This window comes from Cupriavidus pauculus (assembly GCF_022179805.1).
Classification (GTDB): Bacteria; Pseudomonadota; Gammaproteobacteria; order Burkholderiales; family Burkholderiaceae; genus Cupriavidus; species Cupriavidus pauculus_E.
Map to the genome: position 1 here is coordinate 381,239 of NZ_BPUO01000007.1, position 14,519 is coordinate 395,757.

A 14,519-nucleotide genomic window follows, 5' to 3' on the forward strand; every position below is an offset into this window, starting at 1 on the left:
GTTAGAACGCGGAGCGGGCGGTCGTGGATTTGTAGTACTTATTTTGCAGGGGTCCACAGCGGTTTTTCAGCGAGAGACGCCCCATGAAGACCGGGAAAACTACGGCAGGAGATACCAAGGCCCGTATCCTCGATGCAACCGAGAAGCTGTTCATCGAGGTGGGCTATGAAGCGACGTCGCTCAGGCAGGTTACGTCCCGCGCGATCGTCAATCTGGCTGCCGTCAACTATCACTTCCGCAGCAAGGAAATCATGATGCAGTCGGTGCTGGGCCGCCGGCTGGATCCCTTGAACACGCGGCGGCTTGCATTGCTGGATGCCTGCGAGTCTCGCTGGCCCGGCAACGCCATCCGTTGCGAACACGTGATGGGGGCGCTGTTCGTGCCCGCATTGCAGATGGCCCGCGAACCCGAAATTGGCGGCCCATCATTCCTGCGCCTGCTCGGGCGGGTGTATTCCGATACCTCTCCATTCATCCAGACCTGGCTGATGGGCCATTACGCGCCCGTGTTCGGCCGCTTCTTCGATGCCTTTGCACGCGCGCTGCCCGATGTGCCACGCCAGGAACTGGGTTGGCGCCTGCATTTCGCACTCAAGGCGCTGGCTGGCGTGCTGGCCGGCGACGAACTCGGCAACCTGATGCCGGCGTTCACGCAGGGCAAGCGCATGAGCGACGCACAGGTGCTGGCGCAACTGACGTCGATGGTGGTGGCGGCGCTCAAGGCCCCATCGCCCGCGACGCAGGAGCTTGGCGCGCTGCAGGAAGTATTCGAGATTGGCGAGGCCCAGCACGCCGACGAACAGGCCCAGATCGCGGCGATGGCCGTCACCGCCGACAACGAAGCCCAGGAACTTGCCGCGGCCACCGCCGCGGCGATGAACCGCGCGCGGCGCAGCACCCGGCCCGCGCGCAGTGAAGTCGCTACGCGTCCGCCCACCGCCAGCATGGCCGTCCGGCGCGAGCATTGCGCCACCTTCCCCAGCAACCCTCTCGACGACTGGATGCGCACCCGCCCCAGGACATAGCGGCACGCCGTCGCGGTCTCCACCGAGGCCGCGACGCACGCTGCTGCGAGCCGCGACGGCAATCGTCGCCTTCACCATCAGCCTGTTGATCACCACGCCTGCACGCGCGGTGTGACCCGCTGTGCGCCGCGTTTGACGTGCGCCCCGACCTGTCGTGCTCCACACGGCCGGAAGGACCCCGTTTTGCCTGAACAAGAACAACACCGGAGACACGCAATGAAGCAGATGTTGGTCATCGCCGCGTTCGGCGGCAGCCTCGGATTGCTGGCCGCGCCGCCGGGCAGCCTGCTCGAAGCGCATGCGCAGGGCGCACCATCACCGGCCGCCGCAGCCACCCGCGCCCCCACACCCTACGACGGCTTGCCCACCACGCAGCAGATCGCGTTGCTGGGCAAGCAGACCGCCAGCGGCGAACTCGCGTCGCTGCCCGACGCGCAGGTGCTGGCCGTATTCGACGCACTGCAACCCGAGGCATTGCTCACGTGGGCGCGCCAGGAAATCAACCGCTATCCCGAATACGAATACTGGATGACGCGGCAAGAGCGCCTGAACGGCCAATGGCAGGACAAGCCCGCGCGCATGATGATCCGCTACCGCCATCTGCCGCGACAGCTCTATGCCAAGTGGTTGCCCAACGGCGCGCAGGCCGGTCAGGAAATCATCTACGACGAGACCAAACGCAAGGAGGAGATGTACGGCCACCTGGGCGGTCTCATGGGCTTCACGTCGATCTGGACGTCGATCGACGGCACGCTGGCCAAATCGCAATCGAATCACACCGTGCGCGACCTCGGCTTCCAGTTCGTGCTGTCGATGCTGGAGCGCGACGCGAAGACACTGCGCGCCGCCGGCCTGCCCGAGAAATACACGCGCGCGGAAGTCGTGCAGGAGCATGGCGTGCGCATGGTGGCCCTGACATGGGAGCTGCCCGAGGGCGCGCCCAAGTACTACGCGAAGAAGGTGCAGCTGATGTTCGACCTCAAGCAGCCATGGCCGCGCGCGGAAACAGCGTGGGACGCCGACGGCTTCATGGTCGAGAAGATCGTCTTCGAGAAGGCCGTGAAGAAGTCGTTCGATGCATCGGCATTCGATCCCACCAACAGCGAATACAAATTCTGAAGTGGCCGACCCAGGCGCCGAGCCCCGTTTGAATTCGTGCGCACATGCTTGTGCACGCAGTTTGAACACGGGCGCGAGGCGCTTGGCTGACAACGGCAGGCGGCGCAGCAGCGATGTTTGGAACGAGCGCTCTATTGCGCGCAGACGCTTGAAACGCGAGATTCCGACCACCGTGCGACACCTTGGGCTCTAGCCGGTGCGCCGTCATAAGAACGAGGAGACAACCATGCAACAGTCGAACCTTCGACGCACCTTTTTTGCCTTGGCTGGGGTAAGCCTGACACTCGCGCTGTCCGCCTGCGGCGGCGACGACGGAGACCCCGGCGGTTCCACGCCGCAAGCGGCTGCACAGCAGTGCGGCACCAATGGCACGTGCACACCGTCAGGCCCCACAGTGAACCAGCCCGTGGCCGCCATTTGCCCGGCCGTGCTCGACTACAACACCACGTACACGGGCGGCTCGGGCGCGGGCGAGTTCCTGAAGATCCAGCTCGACAGCAAGCAGGGCACCTATCGCATCCAGATCCTGGAATCGGCCGTGCCCAAGGAAGTGAACACGGTGTCGCCGACGCGCGCCGGTGTCACGCTGACCGGCACGATGAGCCATCCGACCAAGCCGCTGCCCACCGAGGCGCAGAACAACTGCGCATACGAGCTGAAGACCGTGTCCGCATCCGATGGCAAGTCGCAGGCCATCATCGATCCCGCCAATCCGCCGATCCTGTTCGTCGGCAACGGCGTGGCCGGTGGCGGCATTCCGGGCGCAACCATCGCGTACAACAATCCCGACCTGTTCGGCCTGGGCGTGATTCCGCCGCGCACGTTCCCGATGTATCCGGTGCTGGCCTTTGCCGAGACCGAGACCAGCTTCGCCAAGGTGGCGGGCAGCTACAACATGCTCGGTTATCACTTGGTGCCATCGAGCGGCGAGCTGATCAACGGCACCAACTACGCGCCGGCCGTGGCCAGCACCGTCGAGACGCTGAACGCCGATGGCACCTGCACGGCCGCGTCGGGCACCTGCAAGACCACGGGTCAGCCGTGGAAGCTGCGCACGGGCACCGATGGTGCGTTCGAAAGCGCCAACGACAACGAGATGCAGCCGTATCCGTACTTCTACAAGACGGCGCTGCTGCAGGACAACTACAGCCGGGCCCGTGGCGTGCTGATCGTTGGCAAGCTCGAAGGCAAGCTGGTGCCGCTGCTGGTGCGCGTGGGCTTTGCCGAGATCGACCTGAACCCGCTGGACTTCAAGCTGCGCGTGGATGACGAGTCGGGCATCGCGCTGCTGTCGCCCACCACCGCCACCAGCGCGGCGTCGCTCAAGGGCGGCTACATCGGCTCGGGCAGCGACTTCCGCTACGTGGCGTCGTCGCTGCACGACAACGTAGGCGCGTGGCTCGATCCGCAAGACCCGTCGCTCACGCCGATCGGTGGCTTCCAGATGGATCTCACGCAGGCCACGCAGCCGGGCCTGGTGACCACCGTCGACAACAGCGGCATCACCGGATCGCTGATCACCACGGGCCCCGTGTATGCGCATCTTTTCGGCCCCGACGCCAACCCGACCTTCCGCGTTAGCGCGGTGGCCGGCCGCTAGCACGAGTCACGCGTCACGCCTGGTGCGTGACGCCACCGCGCACAGAACCCTGCCTCACACATAAGAAAGTACCAAGGAGACTCCACATGCAACAGCTGCCGCAATCGCTTGCCTCGCACGCCGCCGGCGCCCCCGTCGAACGACGGTCATGGGCGCCACGCCTGGCGCTGGCCCTGGTCACCACCACTCTGCTGGCCGCTTGCGGCGGCGGGGGTGGCGATGGCGGCGGCACGTCCACGCCGGCAGCGGTCACGCCCCGGCTGTGCCCGTCGTCAGTCGATTACACGACGCCGTACATCGGCGGCACCGGCTCGGGCGAACTGGTCAAGGTACAGATCGATACCAGCAAGATGACCTGGGCCGTGACCTTCCTTGATTCATCGGTGCCGCGCACCACGGGCACGGTATCGCCCACGCGCTCGGATCCCACCGACGGCAAGAACGTGATGACCGGTGCGTTGGTCCAGGAAACCGGCCTGCCGACCCAGAAGCTGAACCAGTGCGCGTTCGTGCTGCAGGGCGCGAGCCTGGACCCGGCACGCCCCGCAAAGCTGTTCCTGGGCGAAGGCGTGATGGGCGGCACCATCCCCGGCGCGCGCATCCAGTTCAACGGGCTGCTGGGCGCGGGCGCGGTGCCTGACACCACGTTCCCGTACTTCCAGTTCATCGGCTTTGCGCAGACCGAGACCGACCTGGGCAAGATCGCGGGCATCTACAACGGTTCGGGCTTCCACGAAATCCCGTCGAAGAACTTCGCGCAAGTGGCGCAGGACTACCGGATGTCGCTGGCGGCCGACGGTTCGTTCAGCGTGTGCGACAACAAGGCCGGCGGCGCATGCAAGCAGAAGGGCAACAAGTTCGCGCCGCAGTCAAACGGCACCTTGCTGTCGACGAACTATGAAGGCGAACAGGCGCCGACGCTGGGCAATGTGATAGGACGCGCCTACCTGATCGTGGGCAAGCTGCGCGGGCAACTGGTGCCGGTGATGATCCGCGTGGGCTATGCCAGCGCGGACAAGCTGCCGCTGGGGGCCGACGATGAGATCGGCATCGGCATGATGGCACCGGCAGTCTCCGCCGTGCAGGGCAGCGTGAACGGCGAGTACATCGGCGTAGACAGCAACTTCGACTACAAGACCACCGCACTGGTGGCCGCTGACGCCGCCATGCTCGACCCGTTCCACGCCTCGGATGCCACGCGCGCGATTGCGCTGAAGCTCGACTTCTCGCAGACCACGGCAGGCGTGGTCACCACCACACGCAAGGAGGGCACCGCCGGCATCACCGGCAAGCTGATGTTCACCGGCGGCGTGTTCGGATTCCTGGAAAGCCGCAACGGCAGCCCGTACTTCACGATCGGCGCCTTCGTCGAATAACGGCAGGAGACATTGACGATGCATCATTCCTACATCCGCCGTACCTGGAAGCCGCTGCTGGCGCTGGCCGCCGTTGTTGCCACCTGCCTGGCCATGCCCGCGCATGCGCAGAAGGCGGGCGACAACGTGGTGTCAGCCGGCTGGTTCCATATCCAGACGTTTGGCACCAGCGGGCCGCTGACCACCAACGTGGTCGACGTGCCGATCAACTATCCGCTGGGCCTGCCGTCATCGTTCTCGGCGCCGGGCAGCGGCCTGTCGACGTCGAATGCCGATACGCTGGGCCTGACGTTCAGCCACTTCGTGACCGATCACATCGCGATCACCGGCGTGGGCGGCATTCCGCCAACGTTCAAGATCTACGGCCACGGCGAGCTGATTCCGCCCGGCCCGGCCGGCGCGCTCGGGCACCAGAGCCTGGGTGATCCGTCGCTGAATCCGATCATCACGCGCGCACGCCAGTGGAGCCCGGCCGCCATGGTGCAGTACCACTTCCGCTCGCCGGGCGTATCGTTTCGGCCGTTCGTGGGCGTGGGGGTGTCCTACAACTTCTTCACCGACATCAAGGTCAATCCGGCGTTTGCGGAATCGGTGAACAACAACCTCGGCGCCATCCTCGCGGCCGGGGCGGGCATCCCGGGGCCGACCTCGGTCAGCGCCGACGCGTCATCGTCGTGGGCACCGATCTTCAATATCGGCGGCACGTACAACTTCAACGAGCATTGGGGCGTGACCGGTGCGGTGACCTACATTCCGCTGAAGTCGGAGTCGACGATGACCATCAAGGCGTCGGATGGCACGGTGCTGTCGACGTCAAAGACCACGCTGCGTCCGAATCCGATCGTGTTCTTTTTGGCAGCGACGTACAAGTTTTAACCTTGCCCGATGTTTTCTCCCCTCTCCCTCCGGGAGAGGGGCGGGGGGAGGGCAGGCCTATCCATCACCACACGCACCCAGCAGTACCAAAAAAGACAAAAACGGCGAAGCTCAAAAGGCTTCGCCGTTTTCGTGAGTGGCCGCAGTTTGAGCCGCTGGCCCTCTCCCCCAACCCGTCTCCCGCGAAGCGGGAGACGGGAGCACACCAGGGGTTATTGCGTCGTCTGAGGAGTCGTCTGCGGCGCTGCCTGCGCCACGGCTCCCGTTTCCTTCAACCCGCCACCGAGCGCGCGATACAGATCGATCGCATTGGTCAGGCGCAACTGACGTGCCTGCACCAGTGCCTGCTCCGCCGAGAACAGCTGGCGTTGAGCGTCCAGTTCATCGAGATAGCTCGACACGCCGCTGCGGAAGCGCAGGCGCGACAGCTCGTAACGCGCGGCTTCGGCGTTGCGCTGCTGCTCCTGGCCGGCCACCTGCTCTTCGAGCGTGCCGCGCGCCACCAGGGCGTCGGCCACTTCGGCAAACGCGGTCTGGATGGTCTTCTCGTAGTTGGCCACCTGGATGTTCTTGCGCACGTTGGCCAGGTCCAGGTTCGACAGGTTGCGGCCATAGTCGAAGATCGGCAGCACCAGTTGCGGCGAGAACGACCACACGCCTGCACCGTTGTCGAACAGGTTCGTGAACGACGTGCTGATGTTGCCTGCGCTGGCCGTCATCGTGATGCGCGGGAAGAACGCCGCGCGAGCCGCGCCGATGTTCGCGTTAGCGGACAGCAGCGCCTGTTCGGCCTGGCGAATGTCCGGACGTTGCGTCAGCAGCTCCGAGGGCAGGCCCTCGGGAATGTCGCTGATGATGCGTTCGTCGGACAGGCGCATCGGCGCCGGCAGGTCCTTGATCTCGGCAATCGGCTTGCCCACCAGCACTTCGAGCGCGTTCTGCGCCTGCGCGCGCTGACGCGCGAGCTGGGCGGCGGACACACGGGCCTGGGCTACCAGCGATTCGTTGTCGCGCAGGTCCAGCGCCGACGTAGCACCCGCATCGAAGCGCTTCTTCGACAGCTCGTACGTGCTCTGGCGCGTTTCCAGCGTTTCGCGTGCCAGGTCGTACTGCTCGGCGGCGGCGCGTTCGGCCAGATACGACTTGGCCACTTCGGACACCAGCGAGATGTACGCGGCGCGATGTGCCTCCTCGGTGGAAAAGTACTGCGCCAGCGCGGCGTTCGACAGGCTGCGCACGCGGCCGAAGAAATCCAGCTCCCACTGCGTCACCGACAGGCCCACCTGGTAGATGTTGCCCGTGAATGACTGGCTCACGCCCGACGTGGTGCCCGAGAAGCGGCCGCGCTGAAAGCTCGCGTTGCCGTTCAGTGTCGGCAGCAGGTCGGCGCGCTGGATCTGGTACTGCGCGCGCGCTTCCTCGATGCGCAGCGCGGCCGTGCGCAGGTCGCGGTTGTTCTCCAGCGACGTGGCGATCAGCATCTGCAGGCGCGGATCGGTGAAGAACTCGCGCCAGCCGATATCGGTGGCACGGCGCGTTTCACCGGTCTTCACCTCTGCCGTGGCGTAGCCGTCCGGCGCGGCCGGGTAGCTGCCCGCCACAGGGGCGGCAGGGCGGTCATAGTGCGGCGCCAGCGTGCAGCCGCTCATCACCCCGGCCACCAGCAGCAATGTGGTCAAAGTCTTGGTCATTGTCAGATTTCCTTGTGGCTTTCCAGACGCGCCTGTTCACGCTCGCGTTGGGCGTCGCTGCCCTTGAAGCGGCTGCGCACCACCACGAAGAACACCGGCACCAGGAAGATCGCCAGCACCGTTGCCGTGATCATGCCGCCCATCACGCCAGTACCAATCGCGCGCTGGCTACCCGAGCCCGCACCCGTGGAGATGGCCAGCGGCAGCACGCCCAGGATGAACGCCATCGACGTCATCAGGATCGGTCGGAACCGCAGGTGCACCGCTTCCAGCGTGGCGTCCACCAGGCTGCGGCCCTGCGCCTGCAGGTCCTTGGCGAATTCCACGATCAGGATGGCGTTCTTGGCCGACAGACCAATGGTCGCGATCAGGCCCACCTTGAAGTACACGTCGTTAGGCATGCCGCGCAGCGTCACGCCCAGCAGCGCGCCAATCACGCCCAGCGGCACCACCAGCAGCACCGACACCGGGATCGACCAGCTCTCGTAGAGTGCGGCCAGACACAGGAACACGATGATCAGCGACAGCGTGTACAGGATCGGCTCCTGCGATCCGGCCAGACGTTCTTCGTACGACTGACCCGACCACTCGAAGCCGAAGCCCGGCGGCAGCTTGGCGAAGTTCTCTTCCATCACGCGCATGGCTTCACCGGTCGACTTGCCCGGCGCGGCCTGGCCCGCCAGCTTGACCGCCGGCATGCCGTTGTAGCGCTCCAGACGCGGCGAACCCATGATCCACTGCGACGTGGAGAACGCCGAGAACGCCACCATGTCGCCGTTGGCATTGCGCACGCGCAGCTTGCCGAGGTCGTCAGGCAACTGGCGATCCGCACCGTCCGCCTGCACGATCACGCGACGCACGCGGCCTTCGTAGATGAAGTCATTCACGTACGACGAGCCAAAGGCGATCGACAGCGTGGCATTGATGTCCGCCACCGTCACGCCCAGCGCACGCGCCTTCTCGCGATCGATGTCGATACGAAGCTGCGGTGCATCTTCCTGGCCTTCCGGACGCACACCCACCAGCGCCGGCGACTTCGCAGCCATGCCAAGCATCATGTTGCGCGCTTCCATCAGCTTGGCGTGACCCTGGCCCGTACGATCCTGCAGCCGGAAGTCGAAGCCCGACGAATTACCCAGTTCCGAAATGGCCGGCGGGTTCAGCGGGAAGATGATGGCGTCCTTGATGAACGACAGCGTGCCGAACGCACGGCCCACCAGTGCCTGCGCGGTCTGGTCGGCGCCGGGGCGCTCCTTCCAGTCCTTCAGGCGCACGAACGCGATACCGCCGTTCTGGCCGCGGCCGAAGAACGAGAAGCCCGCCACCGTGATCATCTGGTCCACCACCTTCGATTCCTTCTGCAGGTAGTAGTCCTCGATCTGCTTGAGCACGCCAATCGTGCGCTCTTGCGTTGCACCCGTGGGCAGCTGCACCACGGTGATCATGTAGCCCTGGTCTTCATCGGGCAGGAACGACGACGGCAGGCGCTGGAACAGCACCACCACGCCGGCGATGATCAGCGCGTAGATGATCAGGTAACGGCCCGAGCGCTTGAGAATGCGCGCCACGATGCCCTGGTAGCCCGTCGACGCCGTGGCGAAGGTACGGTTGAACCAGCCGAAGAAGCCCTTGCGCTCGTGATGATGGCCAGCTTCCACTGGCTTGAGCAGCGTCGCGCACAGGGCCGGCGTCAGCGTCAGCGCCAGGATGGCCGAGAACACCATCGACGAAATCAGCGACAGCGAGAACTGGCGATAGATGTTGCCCACCGAGCCCGAGAAGAACGCCATCGGGATGAACACGGCGGTCAGCACCAGCGTGATGCCGACGATGGCGCCCGTGATCTGGCCCATGGCCTTGCGCGTCGCTTCGCGTGGCGAGAGTCCTTCCTCGCTCATGATCCGCTCGACGTTCTCGACCACCACGATCGCATCGTCCACCAGGATACCGATCGCCAGCACCATGCCGAACATTGTCAGCACGTTGATCGAGAAGCCGAACGCCAGCATGGCACCGAACGTACCAAGCAGCGCCACCGGCACCACCAGCGTCGGAATCAGCGTGGCGCGGAAGTTCTGCAGGAACAGGTACATCACCAGGAACACCAGCACCACGGCTTCCAGCAGCGTCTTGACCACTTCCTCGATCGAGATTTTCACGAACGCGGAGGTGTCGTACGGAATGCTGAATTCGTAGTCGGGCGGGAAGAAGCGTTGCAGCTCTTCCATCTTGGCGCGCACGGCGGTGGCCGTGGCCAGTGCGTTGCCCGTGGGCGCCAGCTTGATGGCGATGGCCGAAGCCGGCTTGCCGTTGATGCGGGCCAACGTCGAGTAGTCGGCGCCGCCCAGTTCCACGCGGCCCACGTCCTTGATGCGCACCGACGAACCGTCCGGATTCACGCGCAACAGGATGTTCGAGAACTGCTCGGGCGTGGTCAGCCGGCTTTCGGTGTTGACCGTGGCGTTGAGTTCGGTGCCGCGCGGCGACGGCGTGCCGCCGAGTTCGCCCACGGCCACCTGGATGTTTTGCTCGGAAACGGCAGCAGTCACGTCCAGCGGCGTCAGGTTGAAGCCCGTCAGCTTGGCCGGATCCAGCCAGATGCGCATCGCGTATTCGGTACCGAACAGGTCGGCGGCACCCACGCCGGGCACGCGGCGGATCGAGTCCACCACCTGCGCCGACACGAAGTTGCCCAGCTCGATCGCGTCGGACTTACCCGACTTCGACGAGACCGTGATGAACATCATGTAGTTGTTGCCGGCCTTGTCGACCCGCACACCCTGCTGGCGCACTTCCGACGGCAGGCGCGCTTCCACGCGCTTGAGCCGGTTCTGCACTTCCACGGAGTTCAGGTCGGAGTTCGAGCCCGGCGCGAATGCGATGTTGATCGTGGCCAGCCCCGACGACTCACTCTGCGATTCGTAGTAGAGCAGGTTGGGCGCGCCGTTGAGCTCCTGCTCGATCGGCGTGATCACCGAATCCTCGATGGTCTTGGCGGACGCACCGGGGTAGGTGGTGGATACCGTGATGATCGGCGGCGCGATATTGGGGTACTGCGCGATCGGCAACTGCATGATCGACAACAGGCCACCCAGCGCAATGATCAACGCGAGCACCCACGCGAAGACCGGCCGGTCGATAAAAAACTTCGCCATGAATCTGGCTCCCTTTTATTGCTTTGGTCGAAGGCTGATCAGCCTTGCTTGGCGGCCGACTTCGCGTCGGCCTTGGCGTCCTGGCCGGCGGCGGCGGGCTTGTCGCCCTGTGCCGTGGCGGGTGCCGATGCCGGCGCATCGGCCGTCTTCGGTGCCTGGAACGGCACGGCCTTGGCGGGCGCGCCGGGGCGAACCTTCTGCAGGCCCTCGACGATCACCTTCTCGCCGCCCTTGAGCCCTTCGGTCACCACCCAACGGTCGCCAATGGCCTGCGGCGCCTTGACCGGCACCGCTGCCACGTTGCCGTCGGCACCCACCACCAGCACGCTGGCACCCTGGGCGCTACGGATCAGCGCGCGTTGCGGCACGGTCAGCGCGTTCTCGTCGATACCCTGCTCGATCTTCACGCGCACGAACGTGCCGGACAGCAGCTCACGCTTCGGGTTCGGGAATTCGGCCCGCAGCGTGATGGCGCCCGTGGTCGGGTCGACAGTCATGTCCGAGAACAGCAGCTTGCCGGTGGCGGCGTACTCCTTATCGTCGGCTTGCGGATACAGGTGCACCTTGGCGCCGCCGTTCACGCCCTTGACCTTGCCAGACTCGATCGCCGCGCGCAGGCGCGCCACGTCCGAAGCCGGCTGCGTGAAGGTCACCCAGATCGGATCGACCTGCTCGACGGTGGCCAGCTTGGTGGCTTCGCCCTTGCCCACCAGCGCGCCCTCGGTCACCAGCGCACGGCCCACGCGGCCGGAGATCGGCGACGTAACCGTGGTGTAGCCCAGGTTGATCTGGGCCGTGGTCACGGCAGCCTTGGCCGCGGCGATATCGGCATTGGCCTGACCGGCGGCTGCAAACGCCTCGTCGTATTCCTGCTTGCTGACCGCGTTCACGGCTACCAGCGGCTTGTAGCGCTCGGCCTTCTGGCGTGCGGACACGGCATTGGCCTCGGCGCGCTCCAGTTGTGCCTTGGCCGATGCGAGCTGGGCCTGATACGGCGCGGGATCGATGCGGAACAGCACCTGGCCGGCCTTGACCTCGCCGCCCTCGGTGTAATTGCGCGACAGGACGATGCCTTCCACGCGGGCCCGCACTTCAGCGGTACGCACGCCTTCCAGACGGCCGGGCAATTCATTGACGACGGTGACAGCAGACGGCGTGACGGTAACCACACCCACTTCCGGCGGCGGCATCGCGCCGCCCTCGGCAGCCTTCGGGCCACAAGCGGACAACGCCAGGGCCATGGCAGTGACGGCGGCAGCAGCGGCTGCGCAACGGATACGTTGGGACTTCCTCATCGATAACCCCATGATGGCAATTTGAGATCTGCCGCGTCGCCCCCAACGTTGCGCTGGAAGCAGACGCGCCCCGGGGCGGGGCGCGGCGGCCAAAAAAGTGATGCGTGAGTCAGGCGGACAGGGCCAGAAGGGCTGGGTGGTTACCAGAACCGTCGAAAAAAACGGCTTGGCCGAAGTCCGGACAGGCGCGTAGTATAGATACATTCGCGCATGTATGTAAGTCCCGGTTGCAAATTTGGGGCGATAGCAACACTTGCTAACCTGTTGTGCGCATTGGAATGCTCCGCCCGTGTGAGCACGATTGTTCCATTCAAGGTACGATGCCGCCGCCGGTGCGTTAGAGCAATTTGGACAGAGAAGGAACCCTTCGGCGCGCCCGCGCGTGGGGATCATGAGACCGGGACGCCACCCACATGGCGCCGGGGTAAGAGGAAATGGTCAGACGTACCAAAGAAGAAGCGCTCGAGACGCGCAACCGCATTCTGGATGCGGCGGAAGCCGTGTTCCACGCCCGAGGCGTGGCACGCCCGTCGCTGGCGGACATTGCCGAGTCGGCAGGCGTCACGCGCGGCGCGATCTACTGGCACTTCAAGAACAAGAGCGACGTGTTCGCCGCCATGTGCGACCGCGTCAACCTGCCCGTCGAGGCGCTGTGCGCGCCCGAGCGGCTGGCACTGCAGGAAGATCCGCTGGGCGGCATCCGCGACATCTGCGCATTCGTGTTCCGCCAGACCGTGACCAACCCGCAGTGGCGCCGCGTCTTCGAGATCATCTTCCACAAGTGCGAGATGGTGGAAGACAACGGCGCCATCTTCGAGCGCCAGCGCCAGTCGCACAAGGAAGGCACGGTCAAGATGCGCGAACACCTGCGCATGGCCATGGAACGCAGCCAGTTGCCGGCGGACCTGGACCTGGACCTGGCTGTCAACGCCTTCCACGCAGCCATCGGCGGCGTGCTGGCGCACTGGCTGTTTTCTCCCGAGGACTTCGAACTGAGCCGCGAGGCCGAGCGCCTGGCGGACGCCTTCATCGACACGCTGCGCCTGTCTCCGGCCCTGCGCATGGGATATGTGCCGCGCCCAATGGCGCCGCTGGACGAAGAGATGGCCGCGCTGTGCGAGCGCCAGCCCCAGGCTGCACAGGCCGCGCAGGCGGTGCAGGCCGTCGCCGAATAAACGGCCAGCCCTTCAGCCTTGAATTTCAGCCCTTGAGTGCCTGGCGCCATCGCGCCAGGAATGCCTTCTTGCGCAGCGCGTCCTGCGCGGCCAGCAAGCCCGGCCCGACACTGATCGGCTTGAGCGCATAGCCCAGCCGTTCCGCCAGCGCATTGGCGGTGTGCGCGCTGTCGGTATCGGTACGGATGGTATAGAGCTGCGAGGTCGACTGGCCCAGCAACGACTGGCCGTCGCGCGACAGCAGGTAGTCCAGCCATAGCCGCGCCGCATTGGGCCGCGGCGCGTGGCGCGCGATGAAGGCCACGCGCGACATCACCAGCGTGTAGTCGCGCGGCGCGATCACGCCAATGTCGGCGCCGCGCTCCATCAGCGACAACGCATACGATCCCAGCAGGTTGTAGCCAAGCACAAGTTCGCCGCTGGCGATGCGCTCGACCATGTCGGCCGTCGACGCCGACAGCCGCACGCCGGCGCGCCCGAGCGCCTGCGCCAGATACCAGAATTCGCTGCCCATGCGCGCGTCCTGCTGCGCCAGCAGATAGCCCACGCCCGAGCGCTCCACGTCGTACGTCACCACCTTGCCGCGCCACTGTGGCGCCCGTTCCTGCAGCAGCCGCGCCAGCCCGCTGCGACTGCCCGGCATATGCGTGCTGGCAAAGTGCTTGCGGTTGTAGACGATGACCGCCGGCTCGAACGTGGTGCCCCAGGCTTCGTCGCGCCAGACCGCCCAGCTAGGCAGCCCGCTGCGCTCGGGAGATTGGTAGCGCAGCGCGTAGCCATCGTTGACGAGCTTGATCTGCAGATCCATCGCCGTGCTCCAGAGCACGTCGGCCAGCGCGGCATCGCGCGCCGGCGGCGCGGTGATCTGCGCGGTTTCCGCCAGGAAGCGTTCGTGCAGCTCCAGCGTATTGAGGTCCTGGTAGCGCACCTGCACGCCCGGATAGCGCGCCTCGAAGCCGTCGATCAGCGGCTGCACCACTTCGAGATCGGTCGACGCATAGACCGTCACCGACCCTTCGCGCCGCGCACCGGCGATGACGTCGGCGTAGTCGCCCGGATAGCCGGCCGGCACGCGCGGCGTGGGCTGGGCCAGCGCGGGTAGCCCCAGCGAGCCCACGGCCAGGGCACCGCCCGCGAGCATGAGCTGGCGGCGCGTGGCGCGGCAGGAATCCGTCGGCAAGTCGGGAGCGGCGGGCACGGGAAACAG

General features: G+C 65.7%; 10 protein-coding genes. 6 read left to right on the top strand and 4 right to left on the bottom strand.

Going from position 1 to position 14,519, the window contains the following annotated elements; all coding sequences use genetic code 11:
- The first annotated feature begins 83 nt into the window (after positions 1 to 83).
- From MFF62_RS17090 to MFF62_RS17110, 5 genes are all read left to right on the top strand, one after another.
- The gene (locus MFF62_RS17090) at positions 84 to 1,025 is read left to right on the top strand and encodes a TetR/AcrR family transcriptional regulator (RefSeq protein WP_238264303.1); all 942 of its coding nucleotides are present in this window, start codon (positions 84 to 86) and stop codon (positions 1,023 to 1,025) included.
- 216 nt (positions 1,026 to 1,241) lie between these two features.
- Positions 1,242 to 2,144, top strand: a complete 903-nt coding sequence (locus tag MFF62_RS17095; protein ID WP_238264304.1) for a DUF1571 domain-containing protein — start codon at positions 1,242 to 1,244, stop codon at positions 2,142 to 2,144.
- Between the two features lie 226 nt (positions 2,145 to 2,370).
- The gene (locus MFF62_RS17100; RefSeq protein WP_238264305.1) at positions 2,371 to 3,744 is read left to right on the top strand and encodes a DUF2957 domain-containing protein; all 1,374 of its coding nucleotides are present in this window, start codon (positions 2,371 to 2,373) and stop codon (positions 3,742 to 3,744) included.
- An 86-nt stretch (positions 3,745 to 3,830) separates the two neighbouring features.
- On the top strand, positions 3,831 to 5,120 hold the full coding sequence (locus tag MFF62_RS17105; RefSeq protein WP_238264306.1) for a DUF2957 domain-containing protein: 1,290 nt from the start codon (positions 3,831 to 3,833) through the stop codon (positions 5,118 to 5,120).
- A gap of 18 nt (positions 5,121 to 5,138) precedes the next feature.
- Positions 5,139 to 5,996: an OmpW/AlkL family protein gene (locus MFF62_RS17110; RefSeq protein WP_238264307.1), complete on the top strand. Its 858-nt coding sequence runs from the start codon at positions 5,139 to 5,141 to the stop codon at positions 5,994 to 5,996.
- Positions 5,997 to 6,208: 212 nt separating this feature from the next.
- Here MFF62_RS17110 and MFF62_RS17115 read toward each other — a convergent pair whose 3' ends face one another.
- From MFF62_RS17115 to MFF62_RS17125, 3 genes are read right to left on the bottom strand one after another with little or no spacing between them, the layout of a single operon-like run.
- The gene (locus MFF62_RS17115; RefSeq protein WP_238264308.1) at positions 6,209 to 7,687 is read right to left on the bottom strand and encodes an efflux transporter outer membrane subunit; all 1,479 of its coding nucleotides are present in this window, start codon (positions 7,685 to 7,687) and stop codon (positions 6,209 to 6,211) included.
- A 2-nt stretch (positions 7,688 to 7,689) separates the two neighbouring features.
- A complete protein-coding gene (locus MFF62_RS17120) occupies positions 7,690 to 10,842 on the bottom strand; it encodes an efflux RND transporter permease subunit (protein ID WP_238264309.1) in 3,153 nt (1,050 codons plus the stop codon).
- A 38-nt stretch (positions 10,843 to 10,880) separates the two neighbouring features.
- The gene (locus MFF62_RS17125) at positions 10,881 to 12,137 is read right to left on the bottom strand and encodes an efflux RND transporter periplasmic adaptor subunit (protein ID WP_238264310.1); all 1,257 of its coding nucleotides are present in this window, start codon (positions 12,135 to 12,137) and stop codon (positions 10,881 to 10,883) included.
- Positions 12,138 to 12,571: 434 nt separating this feature from the next.
- On the opposite strand from MFF62_RS17125, the gene MFF62_RS17130 reads away from it, so the two are divergent.
- A complete protein-coding gene (locus MFF62_RS17130) occupies positions 12,572 to 13,312 on the top strand; it encodes a TetR family transcriptional regulator (RefSeq protein WP_238264311.1) in 741 nt (246 codons plus the stop codon).
- A gap of 25 nt (positions 13,313 to 13,337) precedes the next feature.
- Here MFF62_RS17130 and MFF62_RS17135 read toward each other — a convergent pair whose 3' ends face one another.
- Entirely contained in the window at positions 13,338 to 14,453 is a 1,116-nt protein-coding gene (locus MFF62_RS17135; protein WP_238264396.1) for an ABC transporter substrate-binding protein, read from the bottom strand.
- Positions 14,454 to 14,519: the final 66 nt, after the last annotated feature.

Excerpts from the sequence above, each read along its gene's own strand:
- MFF62_RS17090 (WP_238264303.1), top strand. The coding sequence starts at position 84 with ATGAAGACCGGGAAAACTACGGCAGGAGATACCAAGGCCCGTATCCTC.
- MFF62_RS17095 (WP_238264304.1), top strand. The coding sequence starts at position 1,242 with ATGAAGCAGATGTTGGTCATCGCCGCGTTCGGCGGCAGCCTCGGATTG.
- MFF62_RS17100 (WP_238264305.1), top strand. The coding sequence starts at position 2,371 with ATGCAACAGTCGAACCTTCGACGCACCTTTTTTGCCTTGGCTGGGGTA.
- MFF62_RS17105 (WP_238264306.1), top strand. The coding sequence starts at position 3,831 with ATGCAACAGCTGCCGCAATCGCTTGCCTCGCACGCCGCCGGCGCCCCC.
- MFF62_RS17110 (WP_238264307.1), top strand. The coding sequence starts at position 5,139 with ATGCATCATTCCTACATCCGCCGTACCTGGAAGCCGCTGCTGGCGCTG.
- MFF62_RS17115 (WP_238264308.1), bottom strand. The coding sequence starts at position 7,687 with ATGACCAAGACTTTGACCACATTGCTGCTGGTGGCCGGGGTGATGAGC.
- MFF62_RS17120 (WP_238264309.1), bottom strand. The coding sequence starts at position 10,842 with ATGGCGAAGTTTTTTATCGACCGGCCGGTCTTCGCGTGGGTGCTCGCG.
- MFF62_RS17125 (WP_238264310.1), bottom strand. The coding sequence starts at position 12,137 with ATGAGGAAGTCCCAACGTATCCGTTGCGCAGCCGCTGCTGCCGCCGTC.
- MFF62_RS17130 (WP_238264311.1), top strand. The coding sequence starts at position 12,572 with ATGGTCAGACGTACCAAAGAAGAAGCGCTCGAGACGCGCAACCGCATT.
- MFF62_RS17135 (WP_238264396.1), bottom strand. The coding sequence starts at position 14,453 with ATGCTCGCGGGCGGTGCCCTGGCCGTGGGCTCGCTGGGGCTACCCGCG.